This window comes from Serratia sp. G204Y (assembly GCF_051172435.1).
Taxonomy (GTDB): domain Bacteria; phylum Pseudomonadota; class Gammaproteobacteria; order Enterobacterales; family Enterobacteriaceae; genus Serratia; species Serratia sarumanii.
In genome coordinates, this window is the sequence record NZ_JBPIZA010000001.1 from 1,469,009 (window position 1) to 1,485,550 (window position 16,542).

Genomic DNA, 16,542 nt, shown 5'->3' on the forward strand with positions numbered 1-16,542 from the left:
TGGCTGACGCCGGCGCCGTTTAATCGATAGAGATCAGGTAGGTGTAATCCACATCAATCTGGCGCAGTTTGGATTCCGGATTCCACTCTTTGGTTTGAATGATCTCCATTTCCATACTGCCGCGCACTTCATCCTTCAGCCCCGGCATTACATGCGACATCAGGTAGCCGAAAAACTGCAAACACTCTTTCGCCGAACCCTTATGGTTGATGGAGATAAACTCGCGGCTCGGCAGATGGAAAGTGTCGATTTGATAGTTGGAAAGAATATCTTTTTTGTGTTCAGGATCGACCGCCATCACCAGCGTGGATGAGAGCTCGTCGCCCTCCCCGGCATGAGGGGAGTAGATGCTGTAAATCCGCCGACAGTCGACGTGCAGCCCCTTGAAGAAGTCGTTGAAAATCTCGTCCTTCATCGCCATGCAGGAAGAGTACTCCAGCTCCTGTTCGGAGGCGAAATCCAGCCGGCGCGTGAAACCGACCAACTGCATCTCGGGCAGCGTCAGCCGCTTCACTTCCGGGTAATAACCGGCGCCGTAGCTGGCATCGAAGTTAAAGCGCGGCATCAGGTTTTTCACGTCCCAGTGCGTCATCGATCGGTAGCGATTGGGCGTGGTGCCGAAGCGCTGCTTGAACATGCGGGTAAAGGTCTGCTGAGAGTCGAAGCCCAGCTCATCGGAGATGTCGATGATCGAGCGACGAGTAATGCGCAGCGCCACCGCGGCGCGCGTCAGGATACGCGAACGGATGTAGGTGGCGAGTTGAATGCCGGTAATACGCTTGAATTTACGCTGCAGATGCCACTTGGAATAGCCCGAAATACGCGCGACTTCATCCAGGTTTGGCCGTTTCTCCAGATGTATCTCCACCCACTCAATTAGCTCTTCAATAAAAAAAATGTCTTCATTTGTCATTATTATGGGTTCACTGACTCAATAATGTTCGCGATAGTAACCTACACGGATTATGTGAAAGTTGTTATTTTGTGCGGAAATCTGGTGAAAAATGATATTTCATTCATACGGTTAACCCATTTATTGCGGTCGATGGCGGCACAAGTTCCACTGACAATTCCTCACGTTAGCCCATTTTCCGGCCAAAAAAAAATCAAATCGCGCCGTCCCGATCGCCAGATGCGCGGAAAGCCGAATACCCCTATCATTAAGGCGTATTACCCTCGCATCGAATCAGGTAGAATGCTCGGCTATTATTTTTGCCGCGCCCGCAATTCGGCGCATCGAAACTGCCGCAGGCGCGGCGCAGAAGGTATCGTTACTCTATGAAGTTCAGGCCGGTATCACCCACAGCCGCCAAAGGCTTACACATCGCCAGCTCGCCGTTCACCCACAACCAGCAAAGCACCAGCCGCATCATGCTGTGGGTGATGTTGGCGTGCATTCCCGGCATCGCGGCGCAGATTTGGTTCTTCGGCTACGGCGTATTGATTCAGGTGGCGCTGGCGGCGATCGTCGCGCTGGCCGCAGAAGGCGCGATCCTCAGGCTGCGCAAGCTGCCGGTGCGCAGCCGGCTGGCGGATAACTCCGCCCTGCTGACCGCGCTGCTGCTCGGCATCAGCCTGCCGCCGCTGGCCCCGTGGTGGATGATCGTTATCGGTACCTTCTTCGCCATCGTCATCGCCAAGCAGCTGTACGGCGGCCTCGGGCAGAACCCGTTCAACCCGGCGATGGTCGGTTACGTGGTGCTGCTGATCTCCTTCCCGGTACAGATGACCAGCTGGCTGCCGCCGGATGAGCTGCGCGCCACCGCGCTGTCGCTCCACGACACGCTGCTGGCCATTTTCAGCGGCCATACCTCGCAAGGCGCGACGCTGCACGAACTGCAGATGGGCGTGGACGGCATCAGCCAGGCCACGCCGCTCGACGGCTTCAAAACCGGCCTGCGCAGCGGCCACAGCGTGGAACAGGTGTTACAGCAGCCGCTGTTCGGCGGCGCGCTGGCCGGCATCGGCTGGCAATGGGTCAACCTCGGCTTCCTGGCCGGCGGCCTGTTTATGCTGGCGCGGCGCCTGATCCATTGGCAAATCCCTTTCAGCATGTTGGCCGCCATCGCCTTCTGCTCCGGCCTTGCCTGGTGGATCGATCCGGCGCATCAGGCTTCGCCGCTGATCCACCTGTTCTCCGGCGCCAGCATGCTGGGCGCGTTCTTTATCGCCACCGATCCGGTCAGCGCCTCCACCACGCCGAAGGGCCGCCTGATCTACGGCGCGCTGATCGGCGTACTGGTCTGGCTGATCCGCGTCTATGGCGGCTACCCCGACGGCGTGGCTTTCGCGGTGCTGCTCGCCAACATCACCGTCCCGTTAATCGACCACTACACGCAGCCGCGCGTGTACGGCCATCGCTGAGGAGCCGCCATGCTGAATTCCATGAGAAAGCACGGCACCACGCTGGCGGTGTTCGCGGCGGTCACCACCGGCCTGACCGCCGTGGTCTATACCTTGACGAAAGGCACCATCGCCCATCAGGCGGCGCTGCAGCAAAAAGCGCTGCTCGATCAGGTGGTGCCGCCGGAAAACTACGACAACATTATGCAGAACGAATGCTTCCTGGTCAGCGATCCGGCGCTGGGCGACGGCGCGCCGCACCGCTTGTACCTGGCGCGCAAAAACGGGCAACCGACCGCCGCCGCGCTGGAAACCACCGCGCCGGACGGCTACTCCGGCGCCATCAAGCTGCTGGTCGGCGCCGATTTCAACGGCACGGTGCTCGGCACCCGCGTGATTGAACACCACGAAACCCCGGGGCTGGGGGACAAAATCGAACTGCGCATTTCCGACTGGATTTCCTTCTTCAGCGGCAAGAAAATCGAAGGCCCGGACGATAAGCGCTGGGCGGTGAAGAAAGACGGCGGTATGTTCGATCAGTTCACCGGCGCTACCATCACCCCGCGTGCAGTGGTCAATGCGGTGCGCCGCACGGCGTTGTATATGGAAACGCTGCCGCCTAAACTTGAAAGCTTACCTGCGTGTGGAGCCGCCGAATGAGTGAAGCCAAAGAATTGATCGTCCAGGGGTTGTGGAAGAACAACTCCGCCCTGGTGCAGCTGCTGGGCATGTGCCCGCTGCTGGCGGTGACCTCCACCGTCACCAACGCGCTCGGCCTGGGGTTGGCCACCACCCTGGTTTTGGTCTTGACCAACGCCTCGATTTCCGCGGTGCGCCGCTGGGTGCCGAGCGAAGTGCGTATTCCGATCTACGTAATGATCATCGCCGCGGTGGTGAGCATCGTGCAGATGCTGATCAACGCCTATGCCTTCGGTTTGTATCAGTCGCTCGGGATCTTTATTCCGTTGATCGTGACCAACTGCATCGTGGTCGGCCGTGCCGAAGCGGTGGCGGCGCGAAAACCGGTCGGCCTCTCGGCGCTGGACGGTCTGGCGATCGGCCTCGGCGCCACCGGCGTGATGGTGACGCTGGGCTCGATGCGAGAACTGTTGGGCAACGGCACGCTGTTCGACGGCGCCGACCAGCTGCTGGGCGGCTGGGCCAAGTCGCTGCGCATCGAAGTGGTGCATTTCGACAGCCCATTCCTGCTGGCCATGTTGCCGCCGGGCGCCTTTATCGGCCTGGGGCTGCTGCTGGCGGTCAAGTATCTGATCGACGAAAAAATGAAGGCGCGCAAAGCCCGCGCCGTGGCGGTGGAACCGCTGCTGGAACAAGGACGTGCTGAGAAGGCCTGATGAACAAGCAGAAGCGACTGGAAATTCTGACCCGGCTGCGCGACAACAACCCGCACCCGACCACCGAGCTGGTGTACACCACGCCGTTTGAACTGCTGATCGCGGTATTGCTGTCCGCACAGGCCACCGACGTCAGCGTCAACAAGGCGACCGCCAAGCTTTATCCGGTCGCCAACACCCCCGCCGCCATGCTGGCGCTGGGGGTTGATGGCGTCAAGGAGTACATCAAGACCATTGGCCTGTTCAACAGCAAGGCCGAAAACGTGATCAAAACCTGCCGCATGCTGCTGGAGCTGCACGGCGGCGAAGTGCCGGAAGATCGCGCCGCGCTGGAAGCGCTGCCGGGCGTCGGCCGCAAGACCGCCAACGTGGTGCTCAATACCGCCTTCGGCTGGGCGACCATCGCCGTGGACACCCACATCTTCCGGGTGTGCAACCGCACTCACTTCGCGCCAGGCAAGAACGTCGATCAGGTGGAAGAGAAGCTGTTGAAGGTGGTGCCCGCTGAATTCAAGGTCGATTGCCACCACTGGCTGATCCTGCACGGGCGCTACACCTGCATCGCGCGCAAACCGCGCTGTGGCTCCTGCATTATCGAAGACCTGTGCGAGTATAAAGAAAAGGTTTATCCGGAATCCTGAGTCTGTTGGGTGCGGCAAACCGCACCCGTCGCCACCTCTCCCCCCGCCAGCGCCTCTTTTTTATCGGAAATGTGATATCGCGCAGCAGTAACCCCGGCAATTTCGAGGTTTTCAGTGAAAAACTCAGTGCCGTGTTATTTTCAAGCGAAAAATTAGTCGAAAATTGCGGTGAACGTCACGCTTTCAGGATCACAAGGCGTTCACAAATGCCAGCCCCGTTTTCCCAAATTTCTATAATTTTACAAAATGCGCCATATACACAACATTCCAACGGATTAATAACCTCACCTACACTGATGCGCTAAAAAATAGCAATTCAGCAGAATATATCCCTGTTTAAAATTCGTATAGCTTTTAATCAAAACAAAAAATCGGCAAACCATTAAAACCCGAAAGTTAATACTGCATAACATTTGCAACATCGCCGCATAATCCTGCGGGCGTTAAATGTAACCGAATATGACAAACTGCTTGCCTCGTTGACAAAGATAGTGAACATTAACCGCCGTCCCCATCCTATAACAACGCAAAAGGATGCCGTTCCGCATCAACTTTTGTACTTTCCCGTCCTCCAAAGACGGGCTGCGAAAAAACAGAGGTACCAGTGTCAACAGCAAACAACCAACATCCGGAGAGCGTTAGCCTTAACGCGTTCAAACAGCCGAAAGCGTTCTATCTGATCTTCTCGATCGAACTGTGGGAGCGTTTCGGCTACTACGGCCTGCAGGGCATCATGGCGGTTTATCTGGTCAAGATGCTCGGCATGAGCGAAGCCGACTCCATCACCCTGTTCTCTTCCTTCAGCGCCCTGGTATACGGCTTCGTCGCCATCGGCGGCTGGCTGGGCGACAAAGTGCTGGGCGCCAAACGCGTGATCGTGCTCGGCGCGCTGGTGCTGGCCGCCGGTTACGCCATGGTGGCCTACTCCGGCCACGACATCTTCTGGGTCTACATGGGCATGGCGACCATCGCCGTGGGCAGCGGCCTGTTCAAGGCCAACCCGTCCTCCCTGTTGTCCACCTGCTATGAGAAAGACGATCCGCGTCTCGACGGTGCCTTCACCATGTATTACATGTCGGTGAACATCGGCTCCTTCTTCTCTATGCTGGCCACTCCGTGGCTGGCGGCGAAATACGGCTGGAGCGTGGCATTCTCGCTGAGCGTGGTCGGCATGCTGATCACCCTGGTCAACTTTATGATGTGCCGCAAGTGGGTGAAGGAAAACGGTTCCAAGCCTGACTTCAAGCCGCTGCATCTGCCGAAACTGCTGATGGTGCTGGTTGGCATCGTGGCGTTGATCGCCGTGTCCAGTTGGCTGCTGCACAACCAGGTGATCGCACGCTGGGCGCTGGCCCTGGTTTCCGCCGGCATCGTTCTGGTGTTCGCCAAGGAAACCTTCGCCCTGCACGGCGCCGCTCGCCGCAAGATGATCGTCGCCTTCCTGCTGATGCTGGAAGCGGTGGTGTTCTTCGTGCTGTACAGCCAGATGCCAACCTCGCTGAACTTCTTCGCCATCCACAACGTGGAACACAGCATCTTCGGCGTCGCCTTCGAGCCGGAGCAGTATCAGGCGCTGAACCCGTTCTGGATCATGCTCGCCAGCCCGATTCTGGCGGCGCTGTATAACAAAATGGGCGATCGCCTGCCGATGCCGCACAAGTTCGCTTTCGGCATGATCCTCTGCTCCTGCGCCTTCCTGGTGCTGCCGTGGGGCGCCAGCTTCGCCAACGAACAGGGCATCGTGTCGGTCAACTGGCTGATCCTGAGCTACGCGCTGCAGAGCATCGGCGAGCTGATGATTTCCGGCCTGGGCCTGGCGATGGTGGCGCAGCTGGTGCCGCAGCGTCTGATGGGCTTCATCATGGGCTCCTGGTTCCTGACTACCGCCGCCGCCGCGCTGATCGCCGGTAAGGTTGCCGGTCTGACCGCCGTCCCGAGCGACATCAACGACGCGCACGCTTCGCTGGCCATCTACAGCCATGTGTTTATGCAGATCGGTATCGTCACCGCCGTCATCGCTATCCTGATGATGCTGACCGCGCCGAAGCTGTACCGCATGACGCTGGACACCACCGAAGACGCCAATCAGAAAGCACAGGAAGCCACCGCGGCTCGCTGATCGCCGGCAGATTGAGACGTAAATAAAAACACCGGAGTTAACGCCCCGGTGTTTTTTTATGCCTGCAAGAAAAAGGCTTACGCTGACTTGGGTTTGCCGCTCAGGTTGGCCCACATGAACTCGCTCACCAATGCGCTGTGGAACGCCGCCTGTTGCTTGTCGGCGGCGGCGCTGTGCCCGCCTTCGGTATTCTCGTAGAAATAAGCCTGCTGATACCCCATCGCCTGCATGCGCGCGGCCATTTTGCGGGCGTGGGCCGGGTTGACCCGATCGTCGCTGGTCGCGGTATAGAACAGCACCGGCGGATAGGCCGTTTTCGCCTGAATGTTGTGGTACGGCGAGAAGGTTTTGATATAAGCCCACTGCTCCGGCTTGCTCGGGTCACCGTATTCGGCGATCCACGACGCGCCGGCGGAAAGCTGCGTATAACGCTGCATGTCCAGCAGCGGCACTTCGCAGACGATGCAGCCGAACAGCTGCGGATACAGCGTCAGCATATTGCCCACCAACAGGCCGCCGTTGCTGCCGCCGCGCGCGCCCAGATGCGGCGCCGAGGTCACCTTGCGTGCGATGAGATCTTCGGCCACGGCGGCGAAATCCTCGTAGGCGCGATGGCGATTCTGCTTGAGCGCCGCCTGGTGCCAGGCCGGGCCGTATTCGCCGCCGCCGCGGATGTTGGCCACCACGTACACCCCGCCGCGCTCCAGCCAGGCCGGCGCCTTGCCGCCGAGATAGCCCGGCAGCAGCGGCACTTCAAACCCGCCGTAGCCATACAGCAGCGTCGGCGTGCTGCCATCCGGTTTGAGATCTTTGGCGGCAATCTGGAAATACGGCACGCGGGTACCGTCCTTGGAGCGCGCAAAATGCTGGCTCACCTGGTAGCCTGACGCGTCAAAATCCTGCGGCGCCTGTTTCAGCAGCGTCGCCTCACCGCCGTCGAGATTGCCCATGTACAGCGAGGTCGGCTGCAGGAACCCGCTGACGGTCAAGAAATAGGCGTTGCTCTCTTCGTCGATGCCGCCGGCGGAAATGGTGCTGATGGCGCCGGGGTTGCCCAGCGGGCGACGTTGCCAGCTGCCGCCCTTCGGCGTCAGCACTTCCAGCCGGTTGACCACGTTATCCATGATGCTGAGGATCAGGTGATCGCGGGTGCCGCTGTAGCCGCTCAGCGCCTGCTCCGCCGTTGGGGTAAACAGCGACTGCAGCTCGCGCTTGCCCGCCAGATAGTCATCGAAGTTGGCCGCCAGCAGCGCGCCGGACGGATAGCGCTTGCCGCCCACCTCCCAGTCGCTGCTCGGTTTAATCAGCAGCCATTCACGGTGCGTATCCAGCTCGGCGTCCGCCGGGATGTCGATTTTGATCTGCCGGCCGTCCTGAGCCAGCAAGAAGTAGTCGCGGCGATAGAAATCCAGGCTGCGGCCGACGAAATCGCGCTCAAAGCCCGGCGTGCGATCGTGATAGGCGAAGACCGCCATGTCCTCAGGCTGCGCTTCGTACAGCGTTTCGGCGGCGCTCAGCGGCGTGCCGCGCCGCCAGCGTTTGGCGATGCGCGCGTAACCGGACTGGGTCATCGAGCCGGGGCCGAAATCGGTGGCGATGAACAACGTGTCCCGATCGACCCAGGAAACCCGGCTTTTCGCCACCGGTACGTTGAAGCCGTCCTTGACGAAGCGTTTGGCCACCAGATCGAATTCGCGGATTTCGGTGGCGTCGCCGCCGTCCGGCGACAGCTGCATCAGGCAATAGCGGTATTCCGGCGCCAGCGGCTGCGAGCCCTGATAAACCCAATCCTTGCCCTCCGCCTTGCCCAACGCATCGATATCCAGCACCGTTTCCCAGGCCGGTTTGGCCTTGCGGTACTCGTCCAGCGTGGTGCGCCGCAGCAGGCCGCGCGGGTTGGCCTGGTCCTGCCAGAAGTTGTAATAGTACTCGCCGCGCTTGCTCACCCACGGGATCTGGGTGTCTTTATTGAGGATATCCAGCACCTCGCGCTCAATGCGCTGAAAGTCTTCGCCCTGGCCGAAACGCGCCACGGAGCGCTGATTTTCCTGCTGCACCCATTGCAGCGCTTTTTTACCCTGCAGCTCCTCCAGCCACAGGAATTCATCGCCGGCGGCCGCGCCGCCCTCCGCCGCCATCGCCAGGCGGATACTGTTGGGTAATGAAGTCATCGCGAATACGGCTCCTGCGGTTTGCGCACTGAGTTTAATAAACTGACGTCGATTGGTGACCGGCAAAATCAAGCTCCTTTTGAGTCGGCTGCAACGCCGCCCCGTCGTGGGCGACAGCCTGTGAAATAAGAGTCATTTTCAACAAGGTAGGCGTTTGGCGGCGCGGAGTCAAAGCCCACGGCCGCCGCGTTGAGTCAGGATTGAGGATAGTGGATCAGATCGTGGATGCGCACCGTTTGTGAACTGGCGTTGCGGTAAGCGTGTGGCCGATCGGCCTGAAAGCGCATCGCCTCGCCGGCGGCCAGGCTGTGCCATTCGCCGTCTATCGCCAACTCCAACCGGCCGCTGATCACGATCACATGCTCGATCACGCCCGGCTCATGGGGCGACGATTCGCTGAGCGCGCCCGGCGCAAGATCGATGACGAACATATCGAAACCCAGCTGGCGATCGTAGGGAAACAGCGGCACTACGCGCATGTCGGCGTTGTCCTGATCGTAGACCGGCAGATCGCCGTAGCGGTGCAGCGTCGCCTGCTGCTGCGCGGGAGAAGCCTCGAGAAAGGCGGAGAACGCCACGTTGAAACCGGTGGCGATCTTCCACAGTGTCGCCACCGTCGGGCTGGACTCGCCGCGTTCGATCTGCCCGAGCATCGCCTTGCTGACGCCGGTGTATTCCGCCGCCTGCGTCAGGCTCCAACCGCGCTGTGCGCGCAGCGTGCGAAGGGTGTGTGCCAAATGGCCGGCAAGTTCCTGCATCCAGTTCTCCTCTGCGTGTCGAGCCCGATTATACCCGCTTGTGCGCTATAGCGCACGGTGCTATGCTGATTTCTCATCGTGCGTTATAACGCACAACCACCAATTGGAGCTTCTCATGCGCCCAGCCCTCTCCCTGCGCCATCTGACCCTGCCCGCCGTCATGGCCGGCTTTGTCGCCGTTCTGGTGGGTTACACCAGCTCTGCCGCGATCATTTTCCAGGCCGCCGCCGCCGCGGGCGCCACACCGGCGCAGATCGGCGGCTGGCTGAGCGCGCTGGGGATCGCGATGGGCGTCACCTCGCTGGGACTGTCGCTTTACTATCGCACGCCTATCCTCACCGCCTGGTCGACGCCCGGTGCGGCGCTGTTGGTCACCAGCCTGCCCGGCACGCCGATCAACGAGGCGATCGGGGTGTTTATCTTCGCTTCCGGCCTGATCCTGCTGTGCGGCGTCACCGGGCTGTTCGCCCGCCTGATGGACTATATTCCGCAGGCGATTTCCGCCGCGATGCTGGCGGGGATCCTGCTGCGTTTCGGGCTGGACGCCTTCGCTTCGCTGCAGCTCAATTTCCCGCTGAGCGCCGGCATGGGGCTGGCCTATCTGCTCAGCCGCCGTTATCTGCCGCGCTACGCCATCGTGCTGACGCTGGCGGCCGGGCTGGCGATCGCCGCGCTGCAGGGCAATATCCAGCCGGCGCAACACGCGCCGGCGTTTGCCATGCCGGAATTTATCGCGCCGCACTTCAGTTGGCCGACGCTGCTGGGCATCGGCGTGCCGTTCTTCGTGGTGACCATGGCTTCGCAGAATGCGCCCGGCATCGCCACGCTGCAGGCGGCGGGCTACCGCGTGCCTACGTCACCGCTGATCGCCTGGACGGCGCTCACCGCGCTGCTGCTGGCGCCGTTCGGCGGATTCTCGGTGTGCATCGCCGCGATCACCGCCGCCATCTGCATGGGCCCGGACGTGCATCCCGATCCGCAGCGCCGCTATATGGGCGCGGTGGCCGCCGGCGGCTTCTACCTGTTGGCCGGGCTGTTCGGCGGCGCCATCGGCCTGCTGTTCAGCGCGCTGCCCCTCGCCCTGATCCACACCATCGCCGGGCTGGCGCTGCTCGGCACCATCGGCGGCAGCCTGCAGCGCGCGCTGCATGATGAGAAACAGCGCGACGCGGCGCTGATCGCCTTCCTCATCACCGCCTCCGGCGTCACGTTACTGGGCATCGGTTCGGCCTTCTGGGGCATCGTCGGCGGCGCGATCGCCCATCTGCTGCTGTCGCTGCCGCAGCGAACAAGCCAAGCATAACGGGCGGTCTACATTGACAAGTGCCGCCATGGCGCCTTCACTTTCTCTGTCGTCTTGAGATCAATTCACAAAATAAGTGACGCCGTCACCAAGGAAGCCTATGACTGAGAAAGCTGCGCTGTTGGCTCAGCGCCTGATACGCAATGTCGAACGAGTAGATAAGCGGCACGATCGGCGGCCGCCGCTGTATGACAGCGTCGGCGCTCGCCTCGGCACCGGCACCGCCGCCGACAAGCTGGGCGCCTCTTTCGATTGTGTCGCGCCGGGTATGCGCTCCTGCCCCTACCATTTTCACTACGCTCAGGAGGAAATGTTCATCATTCTGGAAGGCAGCGGTACGCTGCGGGTGGCCGGAGAAATGCTGCCGATCGTCAGCGGGGATGTCATCTTCATTCCGCCGGGCCCGGAATACCCGCACCAGATCATCAACACCTCCGATGCGCCACTGAAGTACCTGTCCGTCAGCACGCGCGAGCAGCCGGAGCTGGTGATGTACCCGGATTCCGGCAAATACCAGGCGATGGCGCGCGGCGCAGACGGCCAGCAGGTGCGCTACCTGCAGCGCCCTTCAACCTCGCTCGATTACTGGCAGGATGAACCCTGAGTCGCCGCCCGGCAGCGGGAGATCCAGCGCGCGCGCCGCCAGCTCAGCGACGCGAAAGTCGATGTCCGCCGCCTGCCCGTCTTCCATGAACCAGGCGGCGGACAGCCCCGACCAGGCCAGGATCCATTGCAGCAAGCGCCGGCGCTCCAGCCCGGCCAAGCGACAGACCTGTTCCACGCGGCGCTGGAAAATGGCCGGATCGGTGGCGATGCCATAGTTGGGATTGCAGAAGATATTGGCGTAGTCGAAGCCCCGTTCGCCATACAAACGCTTGGGATCGATCGCCAGCCAGCCGCGTTCGCCGAAGTCCAGCACGTTGTCATGGTGAATATCGCCGTGCAGCACGCTCTCTTCTCGCGGGCTGTGCAGCAATTCTGCTGCCGCCGTGGCACAGAGACGCAGCATGCCGCCGTGCGCCTGCGCCGCCGGCCACAGTGAGCTGAACCACTCCTGCAGCGGGATCAGCTCGGGCAACGGTTCCGCTCGCGGCGCATGCAAGGCGGCGATCGCCCGGCACAGGATTTGCGTGGCCTGCTCATCGTCGCCGTCACGCACCAGCTGCGCCAACGAGCCTTCACCCTGCGCGCGCTCCAGCAGAATGCCGTCGTCATGCCACGCCAGCACCTGCGCGGCGCCTTCCCCGCGCCACCAGCACATCAGTTGGCCACCGAAGCGCTCCTCCTGCTCGCGGGCGATCTTCAGCATCGCCGCCTCGCCCCGGTAACGCACCGGCATCAGCAGACTGCTGTGGGTTTCGAAGGCTTTGCCGTCCTGTTCCAGTTGCCAGCGTTGCAGGTAGGGAGTAAAAAGCGGGTTCATCGTCTCATGCGTCCTTGTGGCCGAGCTGCGCCACACTGTCACATTCTGGTGAGAGAGGGCGTATAAAATAAAGAAGGATGATACTCTCAAATATCATCGGTGCGCGGCGTCTGGCCGCCGTTTCCTCAGTATCCTAACCAAGTTTGTCGATTTTATTAACCGGTCTTGCGCGGGGTTTGATCATGACATTATTAAAACGCACGAATTATCCGCAGTTGCCTACGCCGGGCGGCCCCTATGTGCATGCGGTGCGCCACGGCGATCGCCTGTACGTGTCGGGATTGACGGCCTTCGCCACCGACGCGCAAGGCTTGAGCGCGCCGGAGCAAACGCAAGAGATCCTCGAGCAGTTAGCCACTATCGCCGCCAGCGAAGGCGTTAATCTTAAAGCGTTGATTAAAATCAGCGTGTTCCTGACCGACATCGCCGATCTGGCGGGCGTGCGCCCGGTGCTGTTTGACTATTTCGATGGCGCGCTGCCGGCCTGTTCACTGATGGCGGTCAGCGCGTTGTTTTCACCGCAGGTGTGCGTAGAGATAGAAGCGGTGATGGCGTTGCAATAATGCGGGGCTAGAGCGCGCCCTCATCCGGCACGCAGGGGCCGATCTTGAACCAGGCTTTGGCGATCCGCCCCTGTTCCACTTCGTAAATGGCGATGACATCCATTTTGCCGCGCCCCTGCGGGAAGTTACGCGTCACCACTTCCTGATCGACCACCATGTTCCCCACCGCCATGCGTTTTATCCGTTCACCGTACAGACTCGGCTCCTGGAAACGCACCAGATGCCGTTCGCGGATCGCCGCCTTGCCGCTGGCCAGCAGCGTGTCGGGATGCTCGTAATACTGCGCGTCGTCCGCCCAGCAGGCCATGAAGGCGTCGATGTCGCGGGCGTTATAGGCGTCAAGCTGTTGCTGAACCACATCCTGCGGGCGTGCCGTTTTATCGTTCATCACATCCTCCTGCCGAAGTTAATCGCCGCATGTATCGAACCCATCACGTTAACCGCCCGGTGCTGCAGCTTGATGACACGGCGAGTGCTGAATAAAAACCCAAAAATAGCGAATAAATAACCTACCACGCCCAATGGACAATTCAAGCGTCCGGCATAAATTTTCTGCCCCGCGCCAGCGGCGGGGAAAACCGCATGGCACCGCGCGTTAATCTTTGCGGCGGTTAGGGAAATTCTGCTAATTTAGCGTGAACAGCCTGATGATAACGAAACGCTATGCAGCAAAAACCGGTGTTGGACGAAGCCAGACAGTTAAAGCGACTCAACGCCGCCACGCGGCGTCAATCCCATATGTATAAATGGATCGCGCTGATTGCGGCGCTGGATGCGCTGTTGGTGTTTTGGTATGACCGGGATATGCGCAACGTCACCTTCTCGGGAGCGGTTGCGCTGGTGTGCGGCTATCTGTGGATCCGCGATCGCAACAAGGCCCGGGGTTACCGGCGCGAGTTCGACCGCAAATTCGGCAAGCGCAGCGGCGATTAAGGCTGCATCGCTTCCAGCACTTTGGCGCTGTCGACAATCTGCACGAACTTCACGATTTTGCCGCCGCGCAGCGTATAAATATGCGCAAAAGAGGCGTTGAAGGATTTGCCGGTGGCCCGGTAGGTGCCGTGATAAAAACCTTGAGCGATCACATTGTCGCCGGCGTCGTAAAAGTGGTCGACATCGGCGCGGTAACCTTGCCATTCGCTGCCCAGGCGCTGATGCACGTTCTTGATGATGTTCTCCGGGCCGATATAGGTACCGGCGTAGGGGAAACCGGCGGCTTCGGTCCACTCGGCATCGGGGGCCAGCGCCGCCAGCAGATTACGGCCGTTTTCTTCGGAGCTGCCTTCATAGGTTGCGCGCACTATTTCAAGAGGGGTTGGCATATATCTTCTCCCATGGCTGATGAGGATATTCCGGCCATCTCCGCGGACACAGGCTCTCACCAAGCGGAGACGGCGGAATGCGGCTATTCTAGGTTGCTTGTTTCGCTGCAAAAACCGCAGTTATGACAATAGTGGGTTGCACTTTAGTAAACAATAGCCGTTTTGCTGTCATTCTCCCGGCATCCGGCGCGGCTATGCTGATTGACCGATTTCCCCCAACAGGAGCTGAACGTGTCTTTACCCTCGCTGACGCAAGAGCTGTTACAACCTTTTTCCCCCTACCAGGCGCTGGCGCAAACGCTGTTGCCGCTCACCCTCGAGTCGGACGACGGTTCGCATGACGTGGCGCATCTGCACCGGGTCTGGAAGAACTGCCGCCGGATCAGCAAGCTGGAAGGCGGCGACCGGCGCATTCTCTGTGCGGCGGTGCTGCTGCACGACGCCGTCGCGGTGGAAAAGAATTCGCCGCAGCGCCATCTGGCCTCACGCATGGCGGCGGAGCAAGCCACGCTGACGCTGACCCGGCTGGAATGGGCGCCGGCGGATATCGCGGCGGTGGCTCACGCCATCGAAGCGCACAGTTTTTCCGCCGGCATCCCCCCGCAAACGCTGGAGGCGAAGATCCTGCAGGATGCCGATCGCCTCGACGCCATCGGCCTGATCGGCGTGGCGCGCTGCTTCTATATCGGCGGCCGCATGCGCAGCGCGCTGTACGACGCCGCCGACCCGCGGGCCGAGCATCGCCAATACGACGACAAGCGTTTCAGCCTGGATCACTTCGAAACCAAGCTGTTCAAACTGCAAGACGGCTTCCAGACCGCCGCCGGGCGGCACATGGCCGAGCAGCGCACCGAACGCATGCGGCGCTTTGTCGACGATCTGCTGGAAGAGGTGTAATGCCGGCTTACCAGGCATTTTCGTTATGCCCATAACATTTTCGGTCACATAACGCCGCTAAACTGTAGGTCAACTTCACCGAACGGGCGGCAAAGATGAAAAAGTTGACGTTGAAAGAGATGACGGAAAGCGAACAGCGGGAAGTGAAAACCGAACTGGACAAGGCGCGCAAGAGCCACGGCAGGCCGCTGACCAACGCCGAACAGCACAAGGTCAAGGATGAAGTGGTGGCGCGCATCATGGCCGCCAGAGCGAAGCTCGCCAAGGCGGAGCGTGCAGAACGCAAGGCCAACCGCTATCGGCCGAGCGGCGACACCTTCAGTTGGTCCGCCACCATCGGCTCCCGCCCGCCGCGCTGAGCCGGCCAAACTCTCCCCGCCGCTGCGGGGATTTTTATTTATTAGCCAAACTCATCCTCGCTACCGAATCATGAATAACAATGTTATCAATCTGTTGTAAATTGACAGCCTGATGAAGAATATTCATTATCACCCCACTTCCCCTTTTCACGAGACCGCCATGGCCTACCCACGCAACGCCGACTTTCTGATAACACCTGCGTTGCCCGTTGGCGATTTGGCGGCGGTTAAATCGAAGAAACAGACGCTCATTTGACCGGGGCGAGCTGTCCCGTCAGATGAGCTGACTGGATGGCGCGCAACGCCCCGCCTTCAATTTTCTCATCTGGCTTCTCTGTCGGTCACACAGAAGGAATATTTTATGGCCTCATTTTCGGGTATTTGGGTGGCGATGGTTACCCCTTTCAATCACGATGCCGTCGATTTGCCGGCGGTGAAACGCCTGGCGCGGCACCTGCTCGACGCCGGCATCAATGGCCTGGTGGTCTGCGGCTCCACCGGTGAAGCCGCCGCGCTGAGCAAAGAAGAACAGCTGGCGGTGCTCGACGCCGTGCTGGAAGTGGCGCCCGCACACCAGGTCGTGATGGGCCTTTCCGGCAATAACATGGCCGCCACGCTGCAGATGCAGCAGGCCATTCAGCTGCGCGACATCGCCGGCGTGCTGATCCCGGCGCCTTACTACATCCGCCCTTCGCAATGCGGCCTGATCGATTATTTCACCCAGTTGGCCGACGCCTCCAGCGTGCCGGTGATCCTGTACAACATTCCGCAGCGCACCGGCATCGCCATGGAGCTGGCCACATTGCGCCGGCTCGCGCGCCATCCGCGCATCACCGCCATCAAGGACTGCGGCGGCAATCCTGACGCCACCATGGCGCTGATCGCCGACGGCGAAATCGATGTGATGACCGGGGAAGACAATCTGATCCTCACCACGCTGTGCCTCGGCGGCACCGGTGCCATCTCCGCCGCCGCGCATGTTCACCCGGAACGTTTCGTGCAGCTGGTGCAGCAGGTCGCCGCCGGCGATTTGGCCGCGGCGCGCAGCAACTTCTATGAGCTGCTGCCGATGATCCACCAGATGTTCAGCTTCCCGAATCCGGCGCCGGTCAAGACGGTGCTGGCTCAGCAGGGGCTGATCGCCAACGAGCTGCGCTCGCCGATGCAGGTAGCGCCGCAGGCGTTGCAACAGCAGATCGCCGCAACGCTGACGCAGCTGCAGCCCGCCGAGGCGATCATCGGTTAAATTTGTTAGCTAAGCCGCTGTAATTTTGGCGCTATGGGACTA

The 16,542-nt window shown here is 60.6% G+C and carries 19 protein-coding genes; 13 read left to right on the forward strand and 6 right to left on the reverse strand.

Annotated features, from left to right (window positions below; translation table 11 throughout):
• Positions 1 to 19: 19 nt before the first annotated feature.
• Entirely contained in the window at positions 20 to 913 is an 894-nt protein-coding gene (locus ACSBQQ_RS07040) for a helix-turn-helix domain-containing protein (RefSeq protein WP_039566349.1), read from the reverse strand.
• A gap of 24 nt (positions 914 to 937) precedes the next feature.
• Between ACSBQQ_RS07040 and ACSBQQ_RS07045 the strand changes: the two genes are divergently transcribed.
• From ACSBQQ_RS07045 to dtpA, 6 genes are all read left to right on the forward strand, one after another.
• Positions 938 to 1,282, forward strand: coding sequence for a hypothetical protein (locus tag ACSBQQ_RS07045; RefSeq protein WP_125875309.1), 345 nt, complete (start codon positions 938 to 940; stop codon positions 1,280 to 1,282).
• Positions 1,279 to 2,364, forward strand: coding sequence for an electron transport complex subunit RsxD (rsxD, locus tag ACSBQQ_RS07050; RefSeq protein WP_033638411.1), 1,086 nt, complete (start codon positions 1,279 to 1,281; stop codon positions 2,362 to 2,364). Before ACSBQQ_RS07045 ends, rsxD begins: the two co-directional genes overlap by 4 nt.
• A gap of 9 nt (positions 2,365 to 2,373) precedes the next feature.
• Entirely contained in the window at positions 2,374 to 3,003 is a 630-nt protein-coding gene (gene rsxG / locus ACSBQQ_RS07055; RefSeq protein ID WP_033638409.1) for an electron transport complex subunit RsxG, read from the forward strand.
• The gene (locus ACSBQQ_RS07060) at positions 3,000 to 3,698 is read left to right on the forward strand and encodes an electron transport complex subunit E (RefSeq protein WP_033638408.1); all 699 of its coding nucleotides are present in this window, start codon (positions 3,000 to 3,002) and stop codon (positions 3,696 to 3,698) included. The genes rsxG and ACSBQQ_RS07060 overlap by 4 nt, the downstream gene beginning before the upstream one ends.
• The gene (gene nth / locus ACSBQQ_RS07065) at positions 3,698 to 4,339 is read left to right on the forward strand and encodes an endonuclease III (RefSeq protein ID WP_019455952.1); all 642 of its coding nucleotides are present in this window, start codon (positions 3,698 to 3,700) and stop codon (positions 4,337 to 4,339) included. Before ACSBQQ_RS07060 ends, nth begins: the two co-directional genes overlap by 1 nt.
• Positions 4,340 to 4,943: 604 nt before the next feature.
• The gene (gene dtpA / locus ACSBQQ_RS07070) at positions 4,944 to 6,458 is read left to right on the forward strand and encodes a dipeptide/tripeptide permease DtpA (protein WP_033638407.1); all 1,515 of its coding nucleotides are present in this window, start codon (positions 4,944 to 4,946) and stop codon (positions 6,456 to 6,458) included.
• A gap of 77 nt (positions 6,459 to 6,535) precedes the next feature.
• Here the strand turns inward: dtpA and ACSBQQ_RS07075 are convergent, their stop codons facing one another.
• Both ACSBQQ_RS07075 and ACSBQQ_RS07080 read right to left on the reverse strand, forming a co-directional pair.
• Entirely contained in the window at positions 6,536 to 8,629 is a 2,094-nt protein-coding gene (locus ACSBQQ_RS07075) for a prolyl oligopeptidase family serine peptidase (protein WP_060428177.1), read from the reverse strand.
• Positions 8,630 to 8,823: 194 nt separating this feature from the next.
• Entirely contained in the window at positions 8,824 to 9,387 is a 564-nt protein-coding gene (locus ACSBQQ_RS07080) for a helix-turn-helix domain-containing protein (protein ID WP_033638405.1), read from the reverse strand.
• A gap of 115 nt (positions 9,388 to 9,502) precedes the next feature.
• Here ACSBQQ_RS07080 and ACSBQQ_RS07085 point away from each other — a divergent pair, with 115 nt between their 5' ends.
• Complete coding sequence (locus tag ACSBQQ_RS07085) at positions 9,503 to 10,690, forward strand: benzoate/H(+) symporter BenE family transporter (RefSeq protein ID WP_033638404.1); 1,188 nt, start codon at positions 9,503 to 9,505, stop codon at positions 10,688 to 10,690.
• A 100-nt stretch (positions 10,691 to 10,790) separates the two neighbouring features.
• On the forward strand, positions 10,791 to 11,294 hold the full coding sequence (locus ACSBQQ_RS07090; RefSeq protein WP_033638403.1) for a cupin domain-containing protein: 504 nt from the start codon (positions 10,791 to 10,793) through the stop codon (positions 11,292 to 11,294).
• On the opposite strand, the gene ACSBQQ_RS07095 is transcribed toward ACSBQQ_RS07090, so the two are convergent.
• Positions 11,259 to 12,113, reverse strand: a complete 855-nt coding sequence (locus tag ACSBQQ_RS07095) for an aminoglycoside phosphotransferase family protein (RefSeq protein ID WP_033654766.1) — start codon at positions 12,111 to 12,113, stop codon at positions 11,259 to 11,261. The two genes, ACSBQQ_RS07090 and ACSBQQ_RS07095, sit on opposite strands and share 36 nt — an antisense overlap.
• 182 nt (positions 12,114 to 12,295) lie before the next feature.
• Here ACSBQQ_RS07095 and ACSBQQ_RS07100 point away from each other — a divergent pair, with 182 nt between their 5' ends.
• Complete coding sequence (locus ACSBQQ_RS07100) at positions 12,296 to 12,676, forward strand: RidA family protein (protein ID WP_033654780.1); 381 nt, start codon at positions 12,296 to 12,298, stop codon at positions 12,674 to 12,676.
• 7 nt (positions 12,677 to 12,683) lie between these two features.
• Here the strand turns inward: ACSBQQ_RS07100 and ACSBQQ_RS07105 are convergent, their stop codons facing one another.
• Entirely contained in the window at positions 12,684 to 13,064 is a 381-nt protein-coding gene (locus tag ACSBQQ_RS07105; RefSeq protein ID WP_033638401.1) for a nuclear transport factor 2 family protein, read from the reverse strand.
• 275 nt (positions 13,065 to 13,339) lie between these two features.
• On the opposite strand from ACSBQQ_RS07105, the gene ACSBQQ_RS07110 reads away from it, so the two are divergent.
• A complete protein-coding gene (locus ACSBQQ_RS07110) occupies positions 13,340 to 13,609 on the forward strand; it encodes a hypothetical protein (protein WP_004938382.1) in 270 nt (89 codons plus the stop codon).
• On the opposite strand, the gene ACSBQQ_RS07115 is transcribed toward ACSBQQ_RS07110, so the two are convergent.
• The gene (locus tag ACSBQQ_RS07115) at positions 13,606 to 13,998 is read right to left on the reverse strand and encodes a nuclear transport factor 2 family protein (RefSeq protein WP_033648196.1); all 393 of its coding nucleotides are present in this window, start codon (positions 13,996 to 13,998) and stop codon (positions 13,606 to 13,608) included. The two genes, ACSBQQ_RS07110 and ACSBQQ_RS07115, sit on opposite strands and share 4 nt — an antisense overlap.
• A 201-nt stretch (positions 13,999 to 14,199) precedes the next feature.
• On the opposite strand from ACSBQQ_RS07115, the gene ACSBQQ_RS07120 reads away from it, so the two are divergent.
• The 3 genes from ACSBQQ_RS07120 to dapA all read left to right on the forward strand — a co-directional run bounded on the left by ACSBQQ_RS07120 (position 14,200) and on the right by dapA (position 16,500).
• Positions 14,200 to 14,895 (forward strand): HD domain-containing protein, encoded by a 696-nt coding sequence (locus ACSBQQ_RS07120; protein ID WP_079656471.1) that lies wholly within the window; start codon positions 14,200 to 14,202, stop codon positions 14,893 to 14,895.
• Positions 14,896 to 14,990: 95 nt separating this feature from the next.
• Positions 14,991 to 15,254, forward strand: coding sequence for a DUF3811 domain-containing protein (locus ACSBQQ_RS07125; RefSeq protein WP_004938373.1), 264 nt, complete (start codon positions 14,991 to 14,993; stop codon positions 15,252 to 15,254).
• A 361-nt stretch (positions 15,255 to 15,615) separates the two neighbouring features.
• Positions 15,616 to 16,500, forward strand: coding sequence for a 4-hydroxy-tetrahydrodipicolinate synthase (dapA, locus tag ACSBQQ_RS07130; RefSeq protein WP_060428179.1), 885 nt, complete (start codon positions 15,616 to 15,618; stop codon positions 16,498 to 16,500).
• The last annotated feature ends 42 nt before the right edge of the window (positions 16,501 to 16,542 follow it).